At 64.3% G+C, this 24,966-nt stretch carries 21 protein-coding genes; 12 read left to right on the top strand and 9 right to left on the bottom strand.

Features of this window, described 5'->3' with window-relative positions; translation table 11 throughout:
* Positions 1 to 5 precede the first annotated feature (5 nt).
* The 3 genes from pqqC to pqqA form a co-directional block, all read right to left on the bottom strand.
* The gene (pqqC, locus tag QQL28_RS08825) at positions 6 to 776 is read right to left on the bottom strand and encodes a pyrroloquinoline-quinone synthase PqqC (protein WP_431309583.1); all 771 of its coding nucleotides are present in this window, start codon (positions 774 to 776) and stop codon (positions 6 to 8) included.
* Positions 777 to 781: 5 nt separating this feature from the next.
* The gene (pqqB, locus tag QQL28_RS08820) at positions 782 to 1,711 is read right to left on the bottom strand and encodes a pyrroloquinoline quinone biosynthesis protein PqqB (RefSeq protein WP_284263747.1); all 930 of its coding nucleotides are present in this window, start codon (positions 1,709 to 1,711) and stop codon (positions 782 to 784) included.
* Positions 1,712 to 1,828: 117 nt separating this feature from the next.
* Positions 1,829 to 1,909, bottom strand: a complete 81-nt coding sequence (gene pqqA / locus QQL28_RS08815; protein WP_007595659.1) for a pyrroloquinoline quinone precursor peptide PqqA — start codon at positions 1,907 to 1,909, stop codon at positions 1,829 to 1,831.
* 278 nt (positions 1,910 to 2,187) lie between these two features.
* Here pqqA and QQL28_RS08810 point away from each other — a divergent pair, with 278 nt between their 5' ends.
* The 5 genes from QQL28_RS08810 to tarD all read left to right on the top strand — a co-directional run bounded on the left by QQL28_RS08810 (position 2,188) and on the right by tarD (position 5,974).
* Positions 2,188 to 2,445 carry a DUF6894 family protein gene (locus tag QQL28_RS08810; RefSeq protein WP_284264280.1) on the top strand — a complete coding sequence of 86 codons (258 nt, stop codon included), beginning with the start codon at positions 2,188 to 2,190 and terminating at the stop codon, positions 2,443 to 2,445.
* A gap of 82 nt (positions 2,446 to 2,527) precedes the next feature.
* Positions 2,528 to 3,928 (top strand): amidase family protein, encoded by a 1,401-nt coding sequence (locus QQL28_RS08805; protein ID WP_284263745.1) that lies wholly within the window; start codon positions 2,528 to 2,530, stop codon positions 3,926 to 3,928.
* A gap of 8 nt (positions 3,929 to 3,936) precedes the next feature.
* Positions 3,937 to 4,413: a glutathione peroxidase gene (locus tag QQL28_RS08800; RefSeq protein ID WP_284263743.1), complete on the top strand. Its 477-nt coding sequence runs from the start codon at positions 3,937 to 3,939 to the stop codon at positions 4,411 to 4,413.
* A gap of 11 nt (positions 4,414 to 4,424) precedes the next feature.
* Positions 4,425 to 4,667 (top strand): DUF3297 family protein, encoded by a 243-nt coding sequence (locus QQL28_RS08795; protein WP_029674077.1) that lies wholly within the window; start codon positions 4,425 to 4,427, stop codon positions 4,665 to 4,667.
* Positions 4,668 to 4,804: 137 nt separating this feature from the next.
* Positions 4,805 to 5,974: a D(-)-tartrate dehydratase gene (tarD, locus tag QQL28_RS08790; protein ID WP_284263723.1), complete on the top strand. Its 1,170-nt coding sequence runs from the start codon at positions 4,805 to 4,807 to the stop codon at positions 5,972 to 5,974.
* A 139-nt stretch (positions 5,975 to 6,113) separates the two neighbouring features.
* On the opposite strand, the gene QQL28_RS08785 is transcribed toward tarD, so the two are convergent.
* Both QQL28_RS08785 and QQL28_RS08780 read right to left on the bottom strand, forming a co-directional pair.
* Positions 6,114 to 7,466, bottom strand: a complete 1,353-nt coding sequence (locus QQL28_RS08785; RefSeq protein ID WP_284263721.1) for a malonyl-CoA decarboxylase — start codon at positions 7,464 to 7,466, stop codon at positions 6,114 to 6,116.
* Between the two features lie 303 nt (positions 7,467 to 7,769).
* Positions 7,770 to 8,567, bottom strand: a complete 798-nt coding sequence (locus QQL28_RS08780) for an AraC family transcriptional regulator (RefSeq protein ID WP_284263718.1) — start codon at positions 8,565 to 8,567, stop codon at positions 7,770 to 7,772.
* Between the two features lie 62 nt (positions 8,568 to 8,629).
* Here QQL28_RS08780 and QQL28_RS08775 point away from each other — a divergent pair, with 62 nt between their 5' ends.
* Complete coding sequence (locus tag QQL28_RS08775; RefSeq protein WP_284263716.1) at positions 8,630 to 9,802, top strand: MFS transporter; 1,173 nt, start codon at positions 8,630 to 8,632, stop codon at positions 9,800 to 9,802.
* A gap of 107 nt (positions 9,803 to 9,909) precedes the next feature.
* The gene (locus QQL28_RS08770) at positions 9,910 to 12,171 is read left to right on the top strand and encodes a cation:proton antiporter domain-containing protein (protein WP_284263714.1); all 2,262 of its coding nucleotides are present in this window, start codon (positions 9,910 to 9,912) and stop codon (positions 12,169 to 12,171) included.
* On the opposite strand, the gene QQL28_RS08765 is transcribed toward QQL28_RS08770, so the two are convergent.
* Positions 12,168 to 15,332 (bottom strand): efflux RND transporter permease subunit, encoded by a 3,165-nt coding sequence (locus tag QQL28_RS08765; RefSeq protein ID WP_284263712.1) that lies wholly within the window; start codon positions 15,330 to 15,332, stop codon positions 12,168 to 12,170. The two genes, QQL28_RS08770 and QQL28_RS08765, sit on opposite strands and share 4 nt — an antisense overlap.
* Positions 15,333 to 15,344: 12 nt before the next feature.
* Positions 15,345 to 16,538: an efflux RND transporter periplasmic adaptor subunit gene (locus QQL28_RS08760; protein ID WP_284263710.1), complete on the bottom strand. Its 1,194-nt coding sequence runs from the start codon at positions 16,536 to 16,538 to the stop codon at positions 15,345 to 15,347.
* A gap of 239 nt (positions 16,539 to 16,777) precedes the next feature.
* Between QQL28_RS08760 and QQL28_RS08755 the strand changes: the two genes are divergently transcribed.
* The 3 genes from QQL28_RS08755 to QQL28_RS08745 all read left to right on the top strand — a co-directional run bounded on the left by QQL28_RS08755 (position 16,778) and on the right by QQL28_RS08745 (position 20,777).
* Complete coding sequence (locus QQL28_RS08755) at positions 16,778 to 17,569, top strand: transporter substrate-binding domain-containing protein (protein WP_284263708.1); 792 nt, start codon at positions 16,778 to 16,780, stop codon at positions 17,567 to 17,569.
* Positions 17,570 to 17,720: 151 nt separating this feature from the next.
* Positions 17,721 to 19,418 (top strand): phospholipase C, encoded by a 1,698-nt coding sequence (locus QQL28_RS08750; protein ID WP_284263706.1) that lies wholly within the window; start codon positions 17,721 to 17,723, stop codon positions 19,416 to 19,418.
* Between the two features lie 12 nt (positions 19,419 to 19,430).
* Positions 19,431 to 20,777: a cytochrome-c peroxidase gene (locus QQL28_RS08745; RefSeq protein ID WP_284263705.1), complete on the top strand. Its 1,347-nt coding sequence runs from the start codon at positions 19,431 to 19,433 to the stop codon at positions 20,775 to 20,777.
* A gap of 17 nt (positions 20,778 to 20,794) precedes the next feature.
* Here the strand turns inward: QQL28_RS08745 and QQL28_RS08740 are convergent, their stop codons facing one another.
* On the bottom strand, positions 20,795 to 21,934 hold the full coding sequence (locus tag QQL28_RS08740; protein ID WP_284263703.1) for an AraC family transcriptional regulator: 1,140 nt from the start codon (positions 21,932 to 21,934) through the stop codon (positions 20,795 to 20,797).
* Positions 21,935 to 22,066: 132 nt separating this feature from the next.
* Complete coding sequence (locus QQL28_RS08735; protein WP_284263701.1) at positions 22,067 to 22,528, bottom strand: MarR family winged helix-turn-helix transcriptional regulator; 462 nt, start codon at positions 22,526 to 22,528, stop codon at positions 22,067 to 22,069.
* Between the two features lie 152 nt (positions 22,529 to 22,680).
* Here QQL28_RS08735 and QQL28_RS08730 point away from each other — a divergent pair, with 152 nt between their 5' ends.
* Entirely contained in the window at positions 22,681 to 23,640 is a 960-nt protein-coding gene (locus tag QQL28_RS08730) for an alpha/beta fold hydrolase (RefSeq protein ID WP_284263699.1), read from the top strand.
* 40 nt (positions 23,641 to 23,680) lie between these two features.
* Positions 23,681 to 24,895, top strand: a complete 1,215-nt coding sequence (locus tag QQL28_RS08725; RefSeq protein WP_284263698.1) for an ABC transporter substrate-binding protein — start codon at positions 23,681 to 23,683, stop codon at positions 24,893 to 24,895.
* Positions 24,896 to 24,966: the final 71 nt, after the last annotated feature.

Genomic DNA, 24,966 nt, shown 5'->3' with positions numbered 1-24,966 from the left:
TCCTCTCAGCTCGCTTTGGGCACGAAGGCGCCCGGCGGAATGTGCCCATCGACATAGGCATGATAGAGCGCATCGAGCTGCACCCACAGCACGTTGGCCTTGAAGATCAGCGCGTTGCAGACGGCCGCGCGTTCCTCCGGAGTCCTGGCGTGCTTCCTCACATAGTCGAGCGCGAAATTGGCGTCGCGCGGCGCCTGGGTCAGGCGGCGCTTGAAGTAGCTCATGATATCAGGATTGACGAAATCATAGTGCTCCATCATGCCGCTGATGCGCTCTTCGTGAATGCTCGGTGCGAACAGCTCCGTCAGGGAGGAGGCGATCGCCTCCAGTGGGCTCTTCTCGCGGCAGAAATGCACATAGGCCTCGACCGCAAAGCGCGTCGCGGGGAGAATGCCTTCGGTCGATTCCACATAGGCCGTGTCCAGCCCGAGGCCTTCGGTGAGCTTGAGCCAGCGCTCGATGCCGCCCTCGCTGCCGATATCGCCATCATGGTCCTCGATGCGGTGCCGCCATTCGACGCGCGTGGCGCGGTCGCGGAAGCGTGAGATCACCACCGCGTCCTTGAGCGGGATCGTGCTCTGGTAGTAGTAGCGGTTGAGCGCCCAGGCCTGCACCTGGCCCTTGTTCAGCTTGCCGCCGTGCAGGAGCTTATGGAACGGATGCAGGCTGTGATAGCGCGTCGCGCCGATGTGGCGCAACGTCGCCTCGAGCTCCTCGGCCGAGTTGAGCCTGATGTCCTTGCCGATCGAGAGTGCGGTCATTCCTGGAAGCGTCATGGCATTCACAGCACGATCTCCGTTCCATCGGCGGGTATCTGCCAGCCCGCGTCTTCGGCCGCCTTGCGCTCGGGCGAGGAGGGCAGCAGCGCCGGGTTCGAGTTATTGATATGCAGAAATACCTTCCTGTCGATATCGAGGCCGGCAAGCCGCGCGATCGCGCCGTCCTCGCCCGACATCGCGACATGTCCCATGCTCTTGCCGGTCTTTTGGCCGAGCCCGGCCTGGATCATCTCGTCGTCGCGCCACACCGTGCCGTCGAAGAAAACCAGCGATGCGCCGGCAATCTCCGCTTTCAGCGCGTCGGTGACCTCGGCGCAGGCGGCGAGGAAGTAGAAATTCTTGCCGGTCGACTTGTCCGTGATCTTCAGCCCAAGCGTATCGCCGGCGCCATCGCTCCCGCCGGGATGCGCCTTGCCTTCCAGGTACCAGGCCGATTTGCCGGGCACCTCGAACGCAACCACCTCGATGCCGGAGCGTGCGCCGTCGGGCAGGCGCGGCTCGAACGGCTCGCCAGTCCCGATCGGCTGGCGCTTGACGTTCTTCTCGTTCAGCACGTTGAAGATGCTGTTGGCCTTCAGGATCGCCAGCACCTTGTCATGCGCGTAGATCGTGAACGGCGAGCCCTCGCGCATCGACAGGAGTCCGGCGACCGCATCCACCTCGCCATTGGTCAGGATCACGCCTGCGATCGGCGTGTGGCGCAGCGCGCCCGGCTTCGGGTGAAGCTGCGGCGTGGCGTTGAATTGCTGTCGGAGGTCTGGAGAGGCGTTGATCAGGAACCAGTTGTCGCCGTCGGCGCTGAAGGCGACCGAAGCCTGGGTTCTCTGCAAATGCTGGGAGTCAGCGCGCGCTGCCCGGCAGCCTGTGCACCCGCAGTTCCACTGCGGGACCCCGCCGCCGGCGGCGGCGCCCAGGACGACGACGCGAAGCATGAATCCGTCTCCTGGAGACACGTGTCGCGGTGGATCTCAGGCCGACACAACTTCCCTCATCGGGGAAACGTCGCGCACCCGAAGGATCCACCTGCGCTCAGCGTGAACTTGCCGCCCTTACTTGCGGGTGGCGCTCACATACATGTTGATTTCCATACCGCACGGCACTTCGACGATCTTCGGCGCTTTCCAGGCCATTGTGGCTCTCCTTTTCTGAGAAATCGGACGTGTCCGCCCCCGTTAAACTACTGCGAGCGGAAAAGTTCGCCAGTTAAATCTTCCGGGACCTAGGTAGTAGACAGCTGCAATGCTGCGCTGCAAACATGGAAAGGCCCGATCGCGCCGCGGAGATGACGCAAAAACAGCAAAACAACCCCATGCAAAGGAGGAGGATGGGTCTTGATCCCTGTCGGGATAAAGCAGTTGTGAGTGCACAACGGCTTTCAATCGGCTACAGGCGACCCATTGGATCAGGCATGCCCAGATATTTCTTCAACACCCGCATCGGCGACGAATTGATCGTGGATCCTGACGGCGAGGATCTGCGCAATCCCGGTCGTGCCTGGGAAGTGGCGCGCCAGATGATTTTGGAAGTGCTGAAATCCGAAGGCACCCAGCCGGCGCTGCTCGAGGCCGTCATCGAGGTCACCGACGTCGATGGTGAGATCGTGCTGGAATTTCCCTTTACCGAGGCGCTTCTGGACATGCCGGATCAATCCGCCACCCGGCACTGACGATCCGGATTCCGCCCCTGCGTAATGCGCATGGCTTTGCCGCCTGACCGGCGCTAAAAGACCCGGTCACACGGAGCATCCCATGCAAGATCTCTGGCGCCTCTCGGCCGCCGACCTCGCCACCCTCATTCGGTCCAGGAAGGTTTCGGCCACCGAAGCCGCGAAGGCGGGTCTTGCCCGGCTCGATGCCGTCAATCCCAGGCTGAATGCGGTGATCGACCACCGGCCGGAGGACGTGCTCAAGCAGGCGGCAGCGGTGGATGGCGCGATCGCGCGGGGCGAGGATCCGGGTCTCCTGGCGGGCGTTCCCGTCACGGTGAAGGTCAATGTCGACCAGGAGGGCTTTGCCACCACCAATGGTCTGAAGATCCAGCGCGAAGTCATCGCGAAGGCCGACAATCCGGTCGTTGCCAACCTACGCAAGGCGGGCGCCGTCATCCTCGGCCGCACCAATTGTCCAGCGTTTTCCTATCGCTGGTTCACCACCAATCTGATCCATGGCGACACTAAGAACCCGCGCGATGCCTCGCTGACCCCGGGCGGCTCGTCCGGCGGCGCAGGTTCGGCCGTGGCGGCGGGCATTGGCCACATCGCCCACGGCACTGATATCGCGGGCTCGATCCGTTACCCCGCCTATGCCTGCGGCGTGCACGGCCTGCGGCCGACCATGGGCCGGATTCCCGCCTTCAACGCGGCCCTGCCGGAACGTCCGATCGGGCCGCAGATCAGCGCGGTCTCCGGGCCGCTGGCGCGCACCATCAATGACATCAGGATTTCGCTCGCCGCGATGGCGGCCCGCGACGTGCGCGACCCCTGGTGGGTGCCGGCTCCGCTGGAGGGACCGGCGATGCCCAAGCGCGCGGCGCTGTGCCTCAATCCGGACGGGCTCGCGACCGCGCCCGAAGTGAAGGCCGCGGTCAGCGACGCCGGCAAGCGGCTGGAGCGCGCTGGGTGGACCGTGGAGGTGATCGAGAATACCCCGCCGATGCGGGAAGCTGCCGAATGGCAGACCAAACTCTGGATCGGCGACGGCTATGAGGCCGCGCTCGAAGCCGCCGAACGCGAGGGTGATCCCGGCGCGCTCGCCTGCCTGCGCGGCAACCGCGCAAAGGTCACCCCGTTCGACCAGGCGGCCTACGCCAAGGCACTGATGCGCCGGGCAACGCTGACCCGCGAATGGATGCTGTTCTTCGAAAAATACGCGGTGGTGCTGACGCCGGTCTCCGGCGAACTGCCATTCCCTGATCATCTCGATCGCAAGGACGAGGCGTCCTTCAAGCGGGTCTGGGACGCGCAATTGCCGCAGATCGCCATTCCCTTCATGGGGCTGCCGGGCCTTGCGGTCTCCACCGGTCTCGTCGGCAAGGCGCCCGTCGGGGTGCATGTCGTCTCCGGCCGTTATCGTGAGGACCTCTGCCTGCTCGCCGGCGAGGCGATCGAAGCGGGCGGCGTGCCGGCATCGCCCATCGATCCCGTGGCTTGAGGACAACGATGTCGGCCATCTACGAATTCACCGCCAACTCGCTTCTCGGCGAGGAAGTGCCGCTGCGGCGCTTCGAGGGACAGGTGCTGCTGATCGTCAACACCGCGAGCAAATGCGGCTTCACGCCGCAATATCGGGGACTCGAGGATCTCTATCGCGACTTTTCCCCGCGCGGCTTCGCCGTGCTCGGCTTTCCCTGCAACCAGTTCGGCGCTCAGGAGCCGGGCAAGGCGAGCGAGATCCAGGAGTTCTGCTCGACGCAGTACGACGTCACCTTCCCGCTGTTCGCCAAGATCGACGTCAACGGCGCCAATGCGCATCCTTTGTATGAGTACCTTAAACGTCAGCAATCCGGCCTGCTGGGTGCCTCCATCAAATGGAATTTCACGAAATTCCTGGTGGACCGCACCGGCAAGGTGGTCGCGCGTCACGCGCCGACCGCGCGGCCTGAAGGATTGCGTCAGCAAATCGAAACATTGTTGTGAGCGAGACAATCATGAGCGACGAATTCCCGGACCGCCTGTCGGTCGATCCGAACAGCCCGTATTACAACGCCGACATCCTGGCGCGCGACGTCGGCATCCGCTTCAAGGGCATCGAGAAGACCAATGTCGAGGAATATTGCATTAGCGAGGGCTGGGTCCGCGTCACCGCCGGCAATGCCAAGGACCGCCACGGCAACCCGCTGACGATCAAGGTGCACGGGCCGGTGGAGCCTTATTTCAGGGATAAGAAGTAGTCGAACGCACTTTCTCCACTCGTCATTGCGAGGAGCAAGGCGACGAAGCAATCCAGAATCGTTCCGCGGTGACAGCCTGGATTGCTTCGCTTCGCTCGCAATGACGGAAGCCCTTTCGACCAACGAAGGCTGAGCCCATGTCCGTCCGCATCGTCGACGTCCGCGAGATCACCAAACCGATCTCCTCGCCGATCCGCAACGCCTACATCGATTTCACCAAGATGACGACGAGCCTGGTCGCCGTCGTCACCGACGCCGTGCGTGACGGCAAGCGTGTCGTCGGCTATGGCTTCAACTCCAACGGCCGCTACGGGCAGGGCGGCCTGATCCGCGAGCGCTTTGCCTCGCGTATCCTCGAGGCCGAGCCGAAGTCGCTGTTGAACGAGGCCGGCGACAATCTCGACCCGGACAAGGTCTGGGCCGCGATGATGACCAATGAGAAGCCGGGCGGTCACGGCGAGCGCTCGGTTGCGGTCGGCACCATCGACATGGCGGTGTGGGATGCGGTGGCGAAGATCGCGGGCAAGCCGCTGTTTCGCCTGCTCGCCGAGCGTCACGGCGTCAAGGCCAATCCGCGCGTCTTCGTCTATGCCGCCGGCGGCTACTACTATCCCGGCAAGGACCTCTCGATGCTGCGCGGCGAGATGCGCGGCTATCTCGATCGCGGCTACAGTGTCGTGAAGATGAAGATCGGCGGCGCGGGAATCGAGGAAGACCGCACGCGCATCGAAGCGGTGCTGAAGGAGATCGGCAAGGACGCGCAGCTCGCCGTCGACGCCAACGGCCGCTTCGATCTGGAGACCGCGATCGCCTACGCGAAAATGCTGCGCGACTATCCGCTGTTCTGGTACGAGGAGGCGGGCGATCCCCTCGACTATTCGCTGCAGGCCGCACTTGCGGAATTTTATCCGGCACCGATGGCGATCGGCGAAAACCTCTTCAGCCACCAGGATGCCCGCAACCTGATCCGTCATGGCGGCATGCGGCCCGATCGCGACTGGCTGCAATTCGACTGTGCGCTGTCCTACGGCCTCTGCGAATATCAGCGCACGCTGGAGGTGCTGAAGACCCATGGCTGGTCACCCAGCCGCTGCATCCCGCATGGCGGCCATCAGATGTCGCTCAACATCGCAGCCGGCCTCGGTCTTGGCGGCAATGAGAGCTATCCGGATTTGTTCCAGCCCTATGGCGGCTTCCCCGATGGCGTGCGTGTCGAGAACGGCCACATCACCATGCCAGACCTGCCGGGCATCGGGTTTGAGGGCAAGTCGGATCTCTACAAGGAGATGAAGGCGCTGGCGGTGTAGCCGTCGGAGTCGCCAAATCCTTAGTCGTCATGCCCCGCGAAGGCGGGGCATCCAGTACGCCGCGGCGCCTCAGTGGAACGTCGCTGTCTCTGGAATACTGGATCGTCCGCCTTCGCGGACGATGACAGCGAGTATGGGGCTACGACAGCCGCATATCCAGCAGCCGCCGGCCCTCGTTCTTCAACAGCTTCTTCACCGCGCTGGACGCGACGACCGTGCCGTCATTGGCATAGGCCTCGTGGTTCTTCTCGATGTCGTCGAGGCGGTAGAGATAGTTGACCATGACGCCGGCCGACTCGCGCAGGCCCTTGGGCGAGAGGTCTCCCAGCCAGTTGACGCGCTCGAGCCGGGCGCCGTTGCCGAGATGGAAGCGGGCGACGGAATCGATCAGCCGGCCCTTCGGCGTACGCGCTTTCAGGAAATAATAGGCGGCGAGCGGCTCGATCACGCCGCGCAACTGCGCGGTCAGCTCCGCATTCTCGAGCCACTTCGGCTCCTCGAGATGCTTCAGCACCTCGCGATCCTCATCGGACAACGGCAGGTCCTTGTCCTGCTTCAGCCACGGCATGAAGCCCGGCACCGGCGACAGCGTCACGAAGGTGTCGAGCTTGGGCAGCTCGCGGCGCAGCTCCTCGACCACCTGCTTGATCAGGAAGCTGCCGAAGGAGATGCCCCCCAAGCCCCGCTGGGTGTTGGAGATCGAGTAGAACACGGCGGTGCGTGCGCGTTCGATCGGCACCGGCTCGCGGTCGACCGCGAGCAGCGGTGCGATCGCGCCCGGGATCGTCTCGGTCAGCGCGACCTCGACGAAGATCAGGGGCTCGTCGACCAGCGCCGGATGGAAGAAGGCGTAGCAGCGGCGGTCGACCGGATCGATGCGGCGGCGCAGATCGTCCCAGTCGCTGATCTCGTGCACGGCCTCGTAGCGGATGATCTTTTCGAGGATGTTGGCCGGTGTCGACCAGTCGATCCTGCGCAGCACGAGAAACCCCCTGTTGAACCACGAACTCAAGAGATGCACGACGTCGCGGTCAAGCGCGGCGAGGTCGGTATGCCCGTTCATCATGCCGAGCAGGTCGGCGCGCATGGCGACGAGATCGCCGGTGCCGCCAGGCGCCCGGTTGAGGCGACGGATCAGTTCCTGTCGCCGCGGCTCCGAGGCGAAGTGCAAGTCGCTTGCGTCCTCGTCGCTCGGCTGGGTGCGCCATTTCTCGACCGTCTGGGCAAGCTTCTCGCGGTCCGGACCGAAATCGCGCACCAGCGCTGCGAAGAAGGCGCGGCGCCCCGCCGCATCGAGATCCCTGTAGTGATCGAGCACATCGCGCGCCATCGCGGTGCCCGAGGCCTCGCCCCGGCCGGACAGCAGCGCATCGCAGAGCTCGATCAGGCCGTCGGCGTCCTGTCTTGTGTCCGAGGCGTCGCCGCGGCGAAGCAGCGTGCGGCCGCGCTCGGAGATCGTGGCGAGCAGGTCGGAGAAAAAGGCGTTGGCCATCGGGGCTTTTCGAATCCGGTTTGTGCGGTGCGGAAGCTAACACGGGATTTAGGCCGAAGCCGATCACAATCAAGCGCAGGAACGTTGCATGTGAAGCGGTGCTATGCACCCCAAGCACGCCGTCATGCCCCGCGCCCCGGCTACTCCAAGGCTTCGCCGAGGCTTGAGGTCTTGGCTCGCCGGAGCTTAAGCGTAGGCGGCCGGCGGGGCATCCAGTACGCCGCGGCCCATCGGTTCAATCACTGACGTCTCTGGAATACTGGATTGCCCGCTTTCACAGGCAATGACACTGAGAATTAGGGCTTACCCCTTCCGCGCGAACTCCGTCGGCGTCCGGCCCGTGACCTGGCGGAAGGCGGCGGAGAAGGCGGGTACGCTGGCATAGCCGAGCTGGGCAGCGAGCTGCTTGACCGAGACATCGGCATCCGTCGACAATCTTTCGATTGCGGCGGCGACGCGGGCGCGCTGGCACCAGCTCTTGAAGCTCAGCTGCGTCTCGGAGGAGAACAGCCGCGACAGCGTGCGCGCGGAGGTTCCGACCGCGTGAGCGAGCGCCTCGATCTCGTGGTTCCCGGTGGGATCGTCGAGCACGATCAGGGCGGCGCGCCGGCAGCGCGGCTCCCGCGGCAGCGGCACGAAGGTCGCGGAATCCTCGGCCTGGTGCAGTTCCAGCATCACCAGCCGAACCAGAAGCTCGGTGCGCTCGGACGTGTTGCGCCCGTCGAACAAAGCGAGGATCGCCTGGTGCAGGAGCGGCGACACCCGCACCACGAACTCCTTGGCGAGGCCCTTGTTGCGCTGCTCGCGCTTCAGCCAGGGCAGGTCGAAATAGAGCGTGCGCATCTCGATATCGGCGAGCACGTCGATGGCATGTTCGAGCCGGGCCGGGACCCAGACCGCGCGGTCCGGCGGCACCAGCCAGCGCCCCTTCGGCGTCGTCACCTGCATCGTGCCTTTCGCGGCATAGACGAGCTGCGCCTCGCGGTGCATATGCGGGTCGAGGCGCAGGCCCTTGGGGTAGTCGCGCGCGACGAGGTGCACGCCCGCGGTCGAGCGATGGTTGCCCCGGACTTCCCTGATTGGCGTTTCGACGACAGTCATTGGCGGCATCCCGTCATGGCTCCGACATATAACCCATTTCGGAGCAGGAGAGGATTCGCCGTATGAACAGCCCCGGCCGGGTGATCGGTTTCGTCAACGCCGCGCATTTCATCGATCACTATGCGATGCTGATCTTCGCCGCTGCCGTGATCATCATGGGGCCGGCGCTCGGCATGGCCTATTCCGAGCTGCTGCCTTACGCGACGCCGGGCTTCATCGCCTTCGGCGCGGGATCGTTGCTCACCGGCTGGTTGGGCGATCGCTGGAGCCGCCGCCACATGATGGTGATCTTCTTCATCGGCATCGGCGCCTCGATGGTCTCGGTCGGCTTCGTGCAGACGCCGGCGCAGCTCGGCGCGGCGCTGCTCGCGATCGGCATCTTCGCCTCGATCTATCATCCCGTCGGCACCGCGATGATCGTGTCCTATGCCGACAGGCTAGGCCGCGAGATGGGGCTGAACGGCGTCTGGGGCAATCTCGGCGTTGCGTCGTCCGCACTGGTCACCGGCGTGATCGGGCAGTATCTCGGCTGGCGTTTCGCCTTCATCGTTCCAGGCGTCGTCACGATGCTGATCGGCATCGCCTTCGCCATGACCGTCATTCATGAGGACCGCAAGGGCAGCAAGCAGGCGGCGGCGCAGGCGCGCGTCGCCAAACAGGACATGTGGCGCGTGGTTCTTGCGCTGCTGATCGTGGTGATCGCGATCTCGACGACCTTCAATGCCGTCACCGTGGCGCTGCCGAAGCTGTTCGCGGAGCGGCTCGCCGATCTCACCAGGAGCCCTGCGCTGTTAGGGGTCATCGCGGCTTGCGTCTACGTGTTCGGTGCGATGACGCAGTACACGATTGGCCGGCTGCTGGACCATTACTCGCTGAAGACGGTGGCGCTGCCGCTGTCCTTCATGCTGGCGCCGTTCCTGTACCTCGCGGCGAGCCTGTCCAACCTGCCGCTGATCGTGGTCTCGATCGGCATCGTCATGGGCGCGTTCGGTCAGGTCACGGTGAACGACGCCATGGTCGGCAAATACACCACCGAGGAATGGCGCTCGCGCGCCTACGCGGTGCGCTATTTCGTCGGCTTCACCGCGGCCGGCGCCTCGGTCGGCCTGGTCGCCTGGCTTTACGAGCAAGGCGGCTTCGTCACCATGTTGCACGCCTTCGCCGCGCTCTGCCTGCTGGCGATCGCGGCCGCGATCATCCTGCCGCGCGAGATCAGGACGCCGGCGGCGGCCTGATCCAAGGCCACTTTGTCCAGGAGGCTGGAACTCGCTCCGCCTTCCACGGGTTCTACCTTTGCCGCTGCCGGCACCGCGCCGGATCGGCAGAGTGGGAAGATATTTGCATGCAGTGGAGCCTGCTCCGGTCGGTCGGCCTGGTCCCCGCGGCGCTTGTCCTCTCGATCATTGCGGCCAACGCCGAAGGCGGCAAATCGGCCGGGCCTTCCGAATTTCTCCTGATTGCGCAAATCGTGCTCTTGATCGCCGTGGGGCGCGGTCTCGGCGAGGTCATGCAGCGCATCGGGCAGCCCTCGGTGATCGGCGAACTGCTCGCCGGCATCCTGCTCGGGCCGTCGTTGCTCGGCTGGATCTGGCCGGAAGCGCAGCAGGCGATCTTCCCGAAGACGCCCGAGCAGAAGGCGATGATCGACGGCATCGCCCAGTTCGGAATCCTGCTCCTGTTGCTGCTAACCGGCATGGAGACCGATCTCAAGCTGGTCCGGAAAATCGGCAAGGCGGCGATCGCGATCTCGATTGCCGGCATCGTCGTTCCCTTCGCTTGCGGCTTTGCGCTTGGTGAGTTCCTGCCCGATGCGCTGCTGCCCGATCCGCAGCAGCGCCTGGTCACCTCGCTGTTCATGGGCACCGCACTGTCGATCTCGTCCGTGAAGATCGTCGCGGTAGTCGTGCGCGAGATGAACTTCATGCGCCGCAATGTCGGACAGATCATCGTGGCGACCGCCGTCGTCGACGATACCATCGGCTGGATCATCATTGCGGTCATCTTCAGTCTCGCTTCGCAAGGCACGCTCGATGTCGCGTCGGTCGCGAAAGCCGTGCTCGGCACACTGATCTTCCTCGCCGTCAGCTTCACCATCGGCCGCAGGCTGGTGTTTCGGCTCATCCGGTGGGCCAATGACACCCTGGTCAGCACGGCGCCCGTCATTACAGTCATTTTGTTGTTAATGGGCACCATGGCATTGATCACGCATCTGATCGGCGTGCATACCGTGCTCGGCGCCTTTGTTGCCGGCATTCTGGTCGGCGAATCCCCGATCCTGACCCGGCAGATCGACGAGCGCCTGCGCGGCCTGATCTCGAGCTTCTTCATGCCGGTGTTCTTCGGCCTCGCCGGGCTGAGCGCAGATCTCTCGGTGCTTCGCGATCCCCACCTCCTGGTGCTCACCGGTCTGCTCGTCTTGATCGCGAGCGTCGGCAAGTTCGGCGGCGCGTTCGTCGGCGGCACCGTGGGCGGTCTGAACTACCGGGAATCGCTGGCGCTCGCGAGCGGGATGAATGCGCGCGGCTCGACCGAGGTCATCATCGCGACGATCGGCCTCTCCATCGGTGTGCTCAGCCAGAACCTGTTCACGATGATCGTGACGATGGCGATCGTGACCACGATGGCGATGCCGCCGATGCTGCGAGCGGCGCTCGCCAGACTGCCGATGAACAAGGAAGAGAAGGAGCGGCTGGAGCGCGAGGAGTTGGAGAAGCGAGGATTCGTCGCCAATCTCGAGCGGCCCTTGCTGGCGGTGGACGAGAGCGTCAACGCGACTCTTGCGGCCCACATTGCGGGCCTGATTGCCGGCATGCGCGGCTTGCCGATCACCGTGCTGCATGTCGGCGGACTTGCGAAGGAGCAGGAGAAGGGGCGCGACGAAGAGACGAGCCATGAAGCCGTGGTGAAGAAGGCGGCTGAAACGGTGTCCGGCAGCGGAGAGGCCGGCGGCGTCGACATCGTCACCCGAACCAGGCGAGCGGAGCTTGGCGAAGCGATCGCCAATGAAGCGCGGAAAGGCTTCGATCTCCTGGTCGTGGGCGTCGAGAAGGTTACCGCGATCAAGGATCGTTTCGACGTGAAGGTCGAGGACATTGCTGCCGAATTCGATGGACCGCTGGCGATCGTCGCGGCCAAGGGGAGGCATTTGAAACAGCCCATGCCCGACACGCTCAACATCCTCGTGCCGGTCTCGGGCAGCGGCGTCTCCAAGCGCGGAGCCGAGGTCGCGGTTGCGCTCGCGCAGGCGAGATCAGGCTCACTGCGCGTGATCTATGTGGCGACGACGCGGGACAAGGGCGTGCAGCGCGGGGCATCCCGTGGCCTGATCCAGGAGGAGGGCATCCTCAAGGACACCAGCGAGCTCGCCGCCCGCTACGACGTCGACATCACCACGACGCTGCGCGTGAACAGGGCGCCCGAGGCGGCGATCCTGCGTGAAATCGACACCACCGATGTCGATCTCGTGGTCATGGGTGTCGACCGGATCCAGGCCGATCACCTGTCCTTCGGCGGCGTCGCCGATGCCGTCCTCAGGCAGTCGAAGGTCTCGGTGCTTCTGATATCGAGCGGCGAGGCGCGTCGGACGCCCGTAGAGAAAGCCTAGGACTTCACCTCCGCGGCTGCCGGTGGAGCAGGTGATACCTTCTTCTTCGACAGGCGCCAGTTCTCGAAGCGTTGCACCACCACGAAGAAGGCCGGCACGAACAGCACGGCAAGGCAGGTCGAGGCCAGCATCCCCGAAAACACGGTGATGCCGATCGACTTGCGGGCGCTGGCGCCGGCGCCGGTTGCGAGCACCAAGGGCACGACGCCGAGGATGAAGGCGAACGACGTCATCAGGATCGGCCGGAAGCGGGCGCGTGCCGCTTCGATCGCGGACTCCAGCAGCGGCTTGCCGTCGCGGACGTGCAGCTCGAGGCCGACCTCGACGATCAGGATCGCGTTCTTGGCCGACAGCGCGATCAGGAGGATCAGGCCGATCTGGCAATAGAGGTTGTTGTCGATCTTGAGGCCATTGAGCACCAGCATCGGTCCGATCAGCGACAGCGGCACCGCGAGGATCACCGAGATCGGCGCGTACCAGCTCTCGTATTGGCCGGCCAGCACGAGATAGACCAGCAGCATGGCAAGGCCGAACACCCAGTAGATCTGGTTGGAGACGGCCTTCTCCTGATAGGACATCGCGGTCCATTCAAAGCCGGTCCCCGGCGGCAGCGTCTTGTCGGCGATCTCCTCCATCAATTGCAGGGATTCGCCGGAGGAGTAGCCCTGCGCCGGCAGGCCGACAATGGTCGAAGAGGGATAGAGATTGTAGAGACTGATCAGCGACGGCCCCGTGGCTGGCGTGATCTTCGCGATCGTGCCGATCGGGATCATGTCGCCGTTCGAGTTGCGCACCTGCATGTTGGCGATGTCACGCTCGGTGACGCGGAACGCCGGATCGGCCTGGGTATAGACCTGGAACACACGGCCGAACTTGTTGAACTGGTTGACGTAGGACGAGCCGAGATAGGTCGAAAGCGCCGAGAACACCTGATCAGTCGTCACGTGCAGCGTCTGGGTCTTGACGCGGTCGATCTCGACGTTGAATTGCGGCACCGACGAGCGGAACGAGGACGAGACGCGCTGGAGCGCGCTCTGGCTCTGGGCGTTCGAGACCATCGCGCCGGTGATCGCCTGGAGCTTTGCGAAATCGCTGTTGCCATCGCGCAGCTCGACCTGCATCGAGAAGCCGGCCGCGTTGCCGATGCCCTGGATCGGCGGCGGCGGCAGCACCAGCGTGCGCGCCTCCATGATGGTCGCGAGCTTGTCGTTCAGGCCGTACACCAGCGAGCGCAAGTCTTCGCCTGGTCCTTTGCGCGCATCCCAGTCCTTGAGGATGATGTAGCCGACGCCGGCGTTGGCGAGGCTCGCACTGTTGTCGAGCGCGGAGATGCCGGCGATGGTGATGACCTGCTGGACGCCCGGCGTGTCCTTGACCAGCTCGCTCGCTCTGTCGAGCACCTTCTGGGTCCGTTCGAGCGAGGCGCCGTCGGGCAACTGGATGGCGGCGATCAGATAGCCCTGATCCTCGATCGGCAGGAAGCCGGTCGGCACCCGCGACAGGCCGTAGCCGCCGATCCCGATCAGGACCAGCGCGACGGCGACCGAGACGGTCGCATGCCGGACCAGCGCACTGATCAGGCGGGCATAGCCCCGCTCCACGCGGTTATAGACGGCGTTGAAGCCGCGGTAGAAGAAATTGCGTTGCTCCGGCGGCACAGCGGGGCGCAGCCACAGCGCGCACTGCGTCGGCTTCAGCGTCGCGGCGTTGATGGCGGATAGAAGCGCGGTCGCGGCGATCACCAGCGCGAATTGCGAATAGATACGCCCGGTGAGGCCGGCGAGGAACGAAGCCGGCAGGAACACCGAGATCAGCACCAGGGTGATGCCGACGATCGGCGCGAACAGCTGGTCCATCGCCCTGATCGCGGCGTCGTGGCCGCTCATGCCCTGCTCGATGTTGTGGGCAGCGCCTTCGACGACGACGATCGCGTCGTCGACGACGATGCCGATCGCGAGCACGATCGCAAACAGCGTCGACATGTTGATGGTGAAGCCGAGCGCGGCCATCGCGGCGAAGGCGCCGATGATGGTCACCGGCACGGTCGTCGCCGGCACCAGCATCGCGCGCCAATCTTGCAGGAACACCAGGATCACGACCAGCACGAGCAGGCCGGCCTCGATCAGCGTCATGTAGACCTCGTGCACCGAGGCCTGCACGAATTTGGTGGTGTCGAACGGTGTGTCGTATTTGATGCCTTCCGGGAATCGCTTGGCGAGCTCCGCCATCTTCTTTTCGACGGCCTGCTCGACCTGGAGCGCGTTGGCGCCGGGTGACTGGAACACGCCGATGCCGGTGGCGGGCTGCTTGTTGAGCGAGAATATCTGGCTGTAGGTCTGCGCTCCGAGCTCGACCCAGCCGACGTCGCGCACGCGCGTCACGTCGCCGCTGGTGCCGGTCTTGACGATGATGTTCTCGAACTGGGTGGTGTCGTCGAGCCGGCCGTTGACGTTGAGGGTGTACTGGAACGCCTGCCCCGGCGGCGTCGGCGGCGCACCGACCTGGCCGGCCGACACCTGCTGGCTCTGCTGCTGAATTGCGTTGATGACGTCCTGCGGCACCAGATCGCGGGCCAGAAGCTTGTTGGGATCGAGCCACACCCGCATCGAATATTGGCCGGCGCCGAACACCGTGACGTTGCCGACACCGGGCAGGCGGGACAGCTCGTCGCGGACGTTGATGGTGGCGTAATTGCTCAAATAGAGACTGTCGAACCGGGAGTCCGGCGAGGTCAGCGTCACGAACAAGAGGATCGACGTCGATTTCTTCTGGACGGTGACGCCCTGGTTCTGCACGGACTGCGGCAATTGCGACAATGCGCTGGAGACGCGGTTCTGCACCAGCACCTGCGCGAAGTTGAGGTCGGTGCCGATCTTGAAGGTCACCGTCAGCGTATAGGTTCCGTCAGAGGCGCTGTAGGACTGCATGTAGAGCATGTCCTCGACGCCGTTAACCTGCTGCTCGATCGGCAGCGCGACCGTGTCGATCACCGTCTTGGCGCTGGCGCCGGGATAGCGGGTGGTGACCTGCACGGTCGGCGGGACCACGTCCGGATATTGCGCGATCGCGAGATTGAACAGCGCGACGCCGCCGATCAGCATCATCAGGAGCGCGATGACGTTCGAGAGGACCGGCCGCTCGATGAAGAATTTTGAGATCATGGCCGGCGGCTCCTACTTGGCAGACGCCTGCGGCTGCTCGATCTTGGTCAGTTGCGGATCGATCTTCTGGCCCGGGATCACCCGCAACAGCCCGGCGATCACGATACGGTCATCCGGCTTCAGGCCGCTTTCGATCACGCGCAGGCCGTTGTCCACCTGGCCGATCTGCACCTTGCGCTGCTCCACCGTGTTCTCGCTGTTGACCACCAGGAGATAGCGGCCGCCCTGGTCGCTGCCGAGCGCGGTGTCGGGGACGAGAAGGGCATTCTTGTCCTGCTCGAAGGGCACCCGGACCCGGACGAAATAGCCTGGCAGCAGCACCCGCTTGTCGTTGGGAACGAGGCCACGCACCGCGAGCGTGCCCGTCGATGAATTGAGAGTGGGCGAGACGTAGTCGAGGTGGCCTTCATGCGGATAGCCGGTCTCGGTCTGGAGGCCCACCTGGATCGGCAATTGCTTGAGGTCGGCGACGGTCAGCCCGCGCCGCAGCGCTTCGGCGCGGATGCGCAGCACGTCCTGCTCGTTGACGGTGAAGTTCACCCAGATCGGGTCCAGCGCGACGATGGTGGCGAGCTGGGTCGGGGAGGAGACGCCGACGAGTTCGCCGATCGAGACCATATGCGCGCTGACGATGCCGTCGAACGGCGCGCTGACCTTGGTGTAGCCGTAATTGACCTCGGCGAGCCTTGTATTGACCTGGGCCTGCTGGAGGTTGGCCTGGGCGTTGTCGCGGGTGGATGTCGAGGTGTCGAGGGTGGACTGCGACACCGCCTGCCGCTGCACGAGCTCGGCTTGCCGCTTGAAGTCGGCTTCGGCCTGCTTGACCGTGGCCTGCGCGCCGACCTCCGCCGCCTGCGCCTGCTCGACCTTGAGCTTGTAGGTCTCCGGCTCGATTGTGAAGAGCTGGGTGCCCTGTTTCACGAAGGTGCCGTCCGCGTAGTCGATCGATTGCAAAAAGCCCTGCACCCGCGCGACGAGGTCGACGCTCTTGATCGGCGCGGTGTTGCCGGTGGCCTCCACATAGCGCGTCACGGCGCGCTGCACGGGCACTGCGACGTCCACCTTGGGCGGCGGCGGCGGCGCATAGACGTTCTTCTGTTCGCAGCCCCCAAGCGCGACGACGGCGGTCATCGCCGCGAGGAGCCGTCCGATCTGTCCGGAACGTTGATCGTGCCGTGCGGGACAAGCGAATTTCGCGCGCGTCATTGCGGGGTCCCCGTCTGTTGTTTGCCTGCGGCAGGTCGCCTTGCGATTTGATAGCAACAAACGGGAAGCCGTGGAACACCATAGCCATGGCGGCGTGATGGTCTTGCACTGCGAAGACCGACGCGGCATGTGACAGTTTTGTCTGTGATTCTGACAAATCCGCTTTTCACCAGGCGCATGATCGACCACAATTTCGACGGACCGCGGATGACGAACGAGCGGACGGGGAGAGTGATGACATGCCGATCTCGATCTGGCCGGCCTGCGCCGGCCTCGCACTCGCCGCGATGATGGCGATGCCGGCGATCGCGGAGGATCTCAGGGCTGAAATCGCGCCGACCGGCAAATTGCGCGTCGCCATCGCGATCAGCCCGGCCGGCGGCGCGTTCTGGTCGACCAGGACCGAAGCAGGCTTCGCAGGCGTGCCCGTCGACCTCGGCAAGGCGATGGCGACCGAGCTCGGCGTATCAGTCGAATATGTGGTGCACAACAATTCCGGGCAGATCACCGACGCGGCCGCGAACGGGAGCTGGGACGTCACCTTCCTGCCGAAGGACCCCGAGCGCGAGACCAAAATGGCGTTCGGCCCGATCTATGAGGTTGCGGATGCGACCTACATCGTCAAGGCAGGTTCGAGCGTGACCAGTTTTGCGACGCTCGATCAGCCCGGCATCAAGGTCGCCGCCGTCAACGCCACGACCACGATGCGCGGCGCGGTCACGCATCTGAAAAATGCGAAGGTGACGGGCTATCAGACCTATGACGAGATCTTCGAGCTCCTGAAGAATGGCGAGATCGACGCCTTCGCGCTGTCGCGGGACCAGCTCAACAAGATGGCGCAAAAGATTCCCGGCACGCGCGTGCTGGACGAGACCTTCAAGAAGACGGTCACGGCGGTCGCCGTGCCGCTCGGCCATTCCGAGGCGCTGGCGTTCGTCACCAGGTTCATGACCGGCGCGCTCGCGGACGGCACCTTGCGCAAAGCCTATGACGCCAACGGCCTGAAGGACGCGCCGATCCGGACGGAGTAGCGCAAACTCCTATCTCGGAAACACACCGCCCAAAAAAGACGCAGCCCCGCGAGGCCGCGCGATGCGGCCTGCGTCAAACCGACACAGGCCTGTCATCCACGGCAGCTAGCTTGTCACAGGTCGAAATTGTTTTTGATCTTGGGGCAATAAAATGAAATCCAGACTTCTCTCCACGGCCGCGGCCTTCGCGGTCGCGACGGCCGTTGTGTGCGGCGCGCCGGTGTTCGGTCAGGACGACTTCGATCGGGACCACGACCGCCATCCGCATGACATCCACACGAAGACGCCGATCAAGCATCTCGTGGTCATCTTCAACGAGAACCGCTCTTTCGACCATTATTTCGCGACCTATCCGAATGCGGCCAACCCGCCGGGCTCGATTCCCTTCGTCGCCAAGCCGCATACGCCGAAGGTGAACAACCTCGCCAACGCCAATTTGCTGGTGAACAATCCGAACAACAATGCGGCCAACGGCACCGGCGCGACCGATCCGTTCCGCCTCGACCGCACGCAGGCCAACACGCGCTCGCAGAATCACGCCTATACGCCGGAGCAGCAGGCCGTCGACAACGGCAAGGACGACCTGTTCCCGAAATACACCGGTCGCGGCACCGCGGGCGGCGCCGGCGCCTTCGGCACCAACGGGCAGGTGATGGGCTATTTCGACGGCAACACCATCACCGCGTTCTGGAACTACGCCCAGCACTTTGCCATGAGCGACAATGCCTGGACCGACACCTTTGGTCCATCGACGCCGGGCATGCTCGAGGTGATCGCCGGCCAGACCAACGGTGCGAAGAACATCGTCGGCACCTCGACCCAGACCGTTCCCGACGGCCAGGGCGGCCTGACGCTGATCGGCGACACCGATCCGGGCATCGACGCCTGCTCGAGCACGACGAGCACGATCCTGATGGACGGCAAGAACATCGGCGACCTGCTCAGCGCCGAGCACATCAGCTGGGGCGGCTTCATGGGCGGCTTCGACCTGACGCTCAAGAACGCCAACGGCACCACGGGCTGCGCTCGCAGCACCTTCTCCAGCGTCGTCAACGGCACCACCGCGGACTACATTCCGCATCATGCCTGGTTCCAGTACTACAAGTCGACCGCCAACCCGACCCATGCGCGGCCGAGCTCGGTGCATGCAATCGGCCATACCTATGCCGACGACCACAAGACCCTCGATCCGGCCAACCACAATTACGATCTCGAGGACTTCTATACGGCGGTGAAGGCCGGCCATTTCCCGGCCGTCTCCTACATCAAGATGCCCGCCTATCAGGACGGTCATGCCGGCTACTCCGATCCGCTCGACGAGCAGGTCGGCAATGTCGAGCTGATCAACTTCCTCCAGAAGCTGCCGGAATGGCGTGAGACCGCCGTCATCGTGACCTATGACGACTCCGACGGCTGGTACGACCACCAGTACGTCGCGCCGAAGAGCGCCTCGTATGATCCGACCGCCGATCAGGTCAACGGTCCCGGCCTGTGCGGCCTCGGTCCCACCAAGCAGCCGGCACCGAAGGGCCTTGGCGGCCAGCCGGTGAACGGCCGCTGCGGTCCGGGCACCCGCGTGCCCTTCATCGTGATCTCGCCCTACGCAAAGACGAACTTCGTCAGCCACACCTACATCTCGCAGGCCTCGGTGGTGCGGTTCATCGAGGACAACTGGCTGCGTGGCCAGCGTCTGGGTGGTGGTTCGTTCGACGCGACCGCAGGCTCGATCATGGACCTGTTCGACTTCGATCAGGACCACAGCCACGACTTCCGCACCGACGCGCTATTCCTTGACCCGACCGCTGGCACGGTCATCGTCAGCCCGCCGGACGAGCACCATCACCACTAGGACTCCGAGACGATGAACAGCCGCTTTGTGTGGCTCCTCGGCGCCGGCCTGCTCTGCATGGCCGGCGCCGTCGTTGCGACCGAGACGCAAGGACCGACCGAGGCCAATCCGGTGGGTGCGAACCCGAATCCGGTTCAGCTCAGGCGGCCGCCTGTCGCCCCGCTCTCGGCGATGGCGCAGCTCGGCAAGGAAATCTTTTACGACGCCTCGCTTTCCTCATCTGGCGCGCTGTCATGCGCGTCCTGCCACAGCCCGGAGCACGCCTACGGCCCGCCAAATGACGCGCCGGTGATGTTCGGCGGCGCCACCCTGTCGCGGCAGGGGGCACGCGCCGTTCCGTCGCTGACCTATCTCGAGCGCCATCCGAATTTCAGCATCGGGCCCGAGAAGGATGACGACGACAACGTCGTCGATCTCGCGCAGATGGCCGCGCTCGGCCAGCAGACTTCGCGGGCGAAGAAAGTCGCGACCGGAACCGCCGCGTCAGCGGCGAATATCGTGCCGCAAGGCGGCCTGTTCTGGGACGGTCGCGCCGACACCTTGCAGGATCAGGCGTTGTTCCCGCTGCTCGACCCCAACGAGATGGACGGCGGCAGCGCCGAGATCGTCGCCGACAAGCTGCGCCGTGCGCTCTATGCCCCGCGCTTCGCCGAGCTGTTCGGCGCGGGCGTTTTCAGGAATCAACGGCTCTTGATCGCGGAAGCGATGTTCGCCGTGGCGCGCTATCAGGTGGAGGAGCCGAGCTTCCATCCCTATTCCAGCAAGTACGACTATTGGCTGGAGGGCAAGGCGCGGCTTTCCGAGAGCGAGCTGCGCGGCCTCAAATTGTTCAACGATCCCGAGAAGGCCAATTGCGCCGGCTGCCACACCTCGGCGCCGACCCGTGACGGCCTGCCGCCGCTGTTCACGGACCATCAATACGAAGCACTCGGCGCGCCGCGCAATGCCGCGCTCGACGGCAACCGCGATCCCGATCACTTCGATCTCGGGGTTTGCGGCCCGTATCGCACCGACATCCCCGAGCAGACGCAATATTGCGGCATGTTCCTGACGCCGACCTTGCGCAACACGGCGACGCGGCGCGCCTACTTCCACAACGGCGTCTTCCGCACGCTCGAAGAGGTGATGGACTTCTACAATTTCCGCGACACCAATCCGGAGAAGGTGTTTCCGCGCAGGGCCGACGGGACGGTGCAGAAATACGACGATCTGCCGGCGAAATATCACGCCAATGTCGACGTCAGCGATCCGCCGTTCGATCGCCACCTCGGCGATACGCCGGCGATGACGGCGCAGGACGAAGCCGACATCATCGCCTTCCTGAAGACGTTGACGGACGGCTATCAGGTGGAGCGCTGAGCCGACCCGGAATTCGGTTAGCCGAATCCGTGGCGAGACTGGGCGATTCGGTCTGCCTCGCTTTCGGCGTCCGTTGCCTGCGCGTCGCGCCGGAATTCGGTCGGGGTCATGCCGGTTGCCGCCTTGAAGGCGCGGTTGAAGGGGCCGATCGACTGGAAGCCGGCGTCCATGGCGATGGTCAGGATCGGGACATCGCGCTGGCTCTGATCGGACAGCGCCGTCTTGGCATCCTCGATCCGATAGCTGTTGAGGAAGGCGTTGAAGTTGCGATAGCCCAGCCCCTCGTTGATCGCCTCGCGCAGCCGGTATTCCGGAAGGTCGAGCAACGCGGCCAGCCGGCCGATCGAAAGCCCTTCCTGCCGGTAGACCCGCTCGACGGTCATCAGCTTTTCGAGACGGCGCAGCAGGGCCGGGGCGATCGATGCACGATCAGCGGCGTCCGAGGTCACGGCCGCGGCTTCGCCAACCGCATCGGGAGGTGCGATCACTGCTGTTGCATCGCGCGCAGCCGCGGTCATTTGTGCACTGAACAGGCCGAAGCCCCCAAGCATCGCCAGCATGAACAGGCCGCCTGCGATGGCAAGGCTACCGGATATGCCGACGCCGGTGATAGGTTCCGGGGCAAGGCTCGAACCGGCGATAAGGACGACAAAGACGAAGTTGATCACGAGCGCCGCGGTCCGCAAACGACGCCGCTGGGTGACCAGATCGGCGCGCCACGTCCTCACCATCTGGACGGCCGCGGCGAGCATCAGCCCGACGGCAATGGCCGCCAGCAGGTTGGCGCCACGGTGCGCAGCGGCTGGAAAGCTTGTCCAGGTGAGGCTGACGACGAACCCGATGCCGACGGTGGCAAGCCAGAATGCGCCGTGCCAGGGCGCGGGAACGAAATCGTCATCGAACGTGATATGCGCCCACAGCCAGATCACGACGGGTTGCGCCGAGAGGATCGGCATCGTCCACCAAAGCGACGATTTCGGGATGAACGGCGCGGTGGCGATCGCGAAGGCCGCACCTCCCGCCGACATCGCGAGGCCAAGCAGCACATGCTTGTTGAGAGGCCGTAGCCGCGACAGCACCAGCACCATCATGAGGAACACGCCGCTCGCCGCGCCGCGAAGCCCGAGATCAAGCGCCGTGAGACCCATCGTAGTCACAATTCAGATTATCCCGCTCGTGGTTCCCAATCTCGCACCCGCCACGGGCTGGGACAATTCAAAATTGCAGGCGGCCGCCAGGCTTTCCCCGTCGCCATGCGAAGCCAAAGCACGCAGATTCAGGTCGCTCACTCACAATTCGTCGACGGCCGACCAGTGCGGCACGTGCTCTGCGAGCTTGTCCAGCAGGCTCTCGAACTGCTTGCGCTCGGAGGGGGACAGGCACGACAGCATCGCGCGCTCGCGCTTGCGCAAGGTGGGGATGTACTTTGCGTAGAGGGCGCGGCCGGCCGGCGTCAAATAGAGTTGCTGGCGGCGATTGTCTGATGTGTCGATGTCGCGGCGTATCAGCTTCTTCTTCTCCAGGAGAATGATTCCGCGGCTGATATTGGCCTTGAGGTGGCCGGAGAATTCGCAGATGTCGCTGGCCGTCACGCCCTCGCGATAATTGAGGAAGATCAGCGTGACGATCTCGGGGCGGGTGATGCCGAGGTCCATTTCGATCTTCCGAAACGACGGCTCGCGGTAGAAGTTCAGGACGTAGCCCATCTTGTAGGCGATCCTGATCTCGGTGCCGCCGAGCACGGACGCCATGTCGCTCGCGCCTTGCCCGGTTTGGTTGCGCGCCGCCGCGCCGTTTCGGCTTTTCCCAGATAGTCTCATATGTGACTTTCTCATTGCTTTCTGACTCGTGATCACCTTAACATCGCGGCCAATACGACAAGAACGGGAGGATCGCGTTAGCTGTGGACGATCGAGGGCATATTCCGCCATCGCGACGGAGGCACGCGGCGGGGGCGATCGCGGAGGGAGCGCCGTGCTTCTATTCGGGCACCGAGGCGCATCCGATCTTTGTCGACCATGTTCGGCCGCCGCACGGGCTGCCGGGCAAGATCCCGGTCGTCATGGTGCACGGCGCGGCGCATACCGGGACGTGTTACCTCGCAACGCCGGACCGGCGGCCCGGCTGGGCACCGCGATTTGCTGTCACGGGCCGGCATGTGTTCGTGCCGGATTGGCCGGGGCACGGCCGCTCGCCGCAGCAGCCTGATTTCCCGACGCTCGGCACCGAGGACATCGCCAGGTCGCTGCTCGTCTTGCTCGAGGAGATTGGTCCCGCCGTGCTGCTCGTGCACTCGGCGAGCGGTCCGATGGCCTGGTGGATGGCAGAACGCCGCCCCGATCTCATCGGCGCGATCGTCGGTATTGCGCCCGGACCGCCTGCCAACCTACTGCGGGACCTGCCCGACGATCCGGCCGCGATCCTGGCGCTTCGCGACGATGCAAGGGCGGGACGGCCGGTTTATGCGATGGAGGATCGGCCGGTGCGGCTGAACGCCGAGTTTGCTGCCGCCTACTGGGCCAACACGCAGCGTTTCCCGTCTGGCGCCTTCAAAGACTATTTCGCCTCGATCGTGCCGGAAAGCGCACGCCTGCTCAACCAACGTTTCAACATCGGCGGACGCGGGCTCAAAATATCCGATCCAAAGAAGCTCCGCGCCCATCGCATTCTGATCGTTACGGGTGAATGCGATCCTCGTCATCCCCGTGAGGTCGACGAGGCGACCGCCAATTATTTCGGCGCCGAACATCTGTGGCTGCCGGATCGCGGCATCACCGGCAATGGTCACATGATCATGCTCGAGGACAACAGCGATGAGTTGGCCGCTCTGATCCTTGCCTGGCTCGATTCGATCGGCTGCTGACACGACGACAACAAACACAAGATAGAGAGGAGACCAAAAGATGAGAGCAACTCTGCTCGGTGGCGTGCTGTTGGCCCTGATGTTTCCGATCGCCGCGCAGGCCCAGATCAGCGGCGAGGTCGTCAAGATCGGCGTCCTGACCGATATGGCTGGTGTCACCGCCGACATCACCGGCAAAGGTTCGCTGGTGGCCGCCGAGATGGCGGTTCGCGAAATCGGCGGCACCGTGCTCGGCAAGCCCGTCCAGGTCATTGCCGCGGATCACCAGCACAAGGCTGACATCGGCACCGGGATAGCCCGGCAATGGTTCGATGTCGAAGGTGTCGATGCGGTCGTCGACGTGCCGAATTCCGGCGTCGCTCTTGCGATCCAGGGCCTTGCCCGCGAAAAGAAGCGCATCGTCCTCTATTCCGGAGCGGGCACGACCGCGCTGACCAACGAGCAATGCTCGCCGTTCGGCGTGCACTGGACTTACGACACCTATGCTGTCTCGCATGGCACGGCGTCGGCGGTGGTCAAGGCCGGCGGCACCTCCTGGTTCTTCCTGTCCGCCGACTATGCATTCGGCCAGCAGCTTCAGAAGGACGCCAGCGACGTGATTGCCGCTGCCGGAGGCAAGGTGCTGGGCAGTGTTCGTCACCCGCTTAACAGCGCGGACTTCTCCTCGTTCCTGCTGACGGCACAATCCTCCGGCGCCAAGGTCATCGGGCTCGCCAATGCAGGCAACGATACCATCAACGCGATGAAGCAGGCGAACGAGTTCGGGATCGTGAAGGGCGGCCAGAATCTCGCGGCCATGATCCTGTTCCTTCAGGACGTGCACACGCTGGGTCTCGAGGCGGCGCAAGGGACGTACCTGACCACCGCATCCTATTGGGACCTGAACGATGCGACCCGCACCTGGTCGAAGCAGTTCATGGAGAAAACGGGCATGCCGCCATCGATGCTGCATGCCGGGGTCTATGGAGCCGTGCGCCACTATCTGAAGGCCGTCGCCAAGGCGGGCACCGACGACGCCGACCGGGTCGCTGCCGCCATGCGCGAGATCCCGATCGACGACGTCTTCTCGGAGAATGCGACGCTTCGGCAGGACGGCCGCGTCACGCGCACGATGTATCTGGCACGCGTGAAGAAACCTCAGGAGTCGAAGTATCCCTGGGACTATTTCGAGATCGTACGCAAGATTCCGCCGGAGGAGACGGTGTGGCCGCTCTCGGAGAGCAAATGCCCCCTTGTGAAGGGGGCAAGCCGCTAGAGCATGATCCGGAAAAGTGTGAAGCGGTTTTCCGAAAAGATCATGCGAAGACAACAAGCTAAAGCGCAATG

Source organism: Bradyrhizobium iriomotense (assembly GCF_030160715.1).
GTDB classification, from domain to species: domain Bacteria; phylum Pseudomonadota; class Alphaproteobacteria; order Rhizobiales; family Xanthobacteraceae; genus Bradyrhizobium; species Bradyrhizobium iriomotense.
This window is presented reverse-complemented; position numbering and strand designations above follow the sequence as displayed.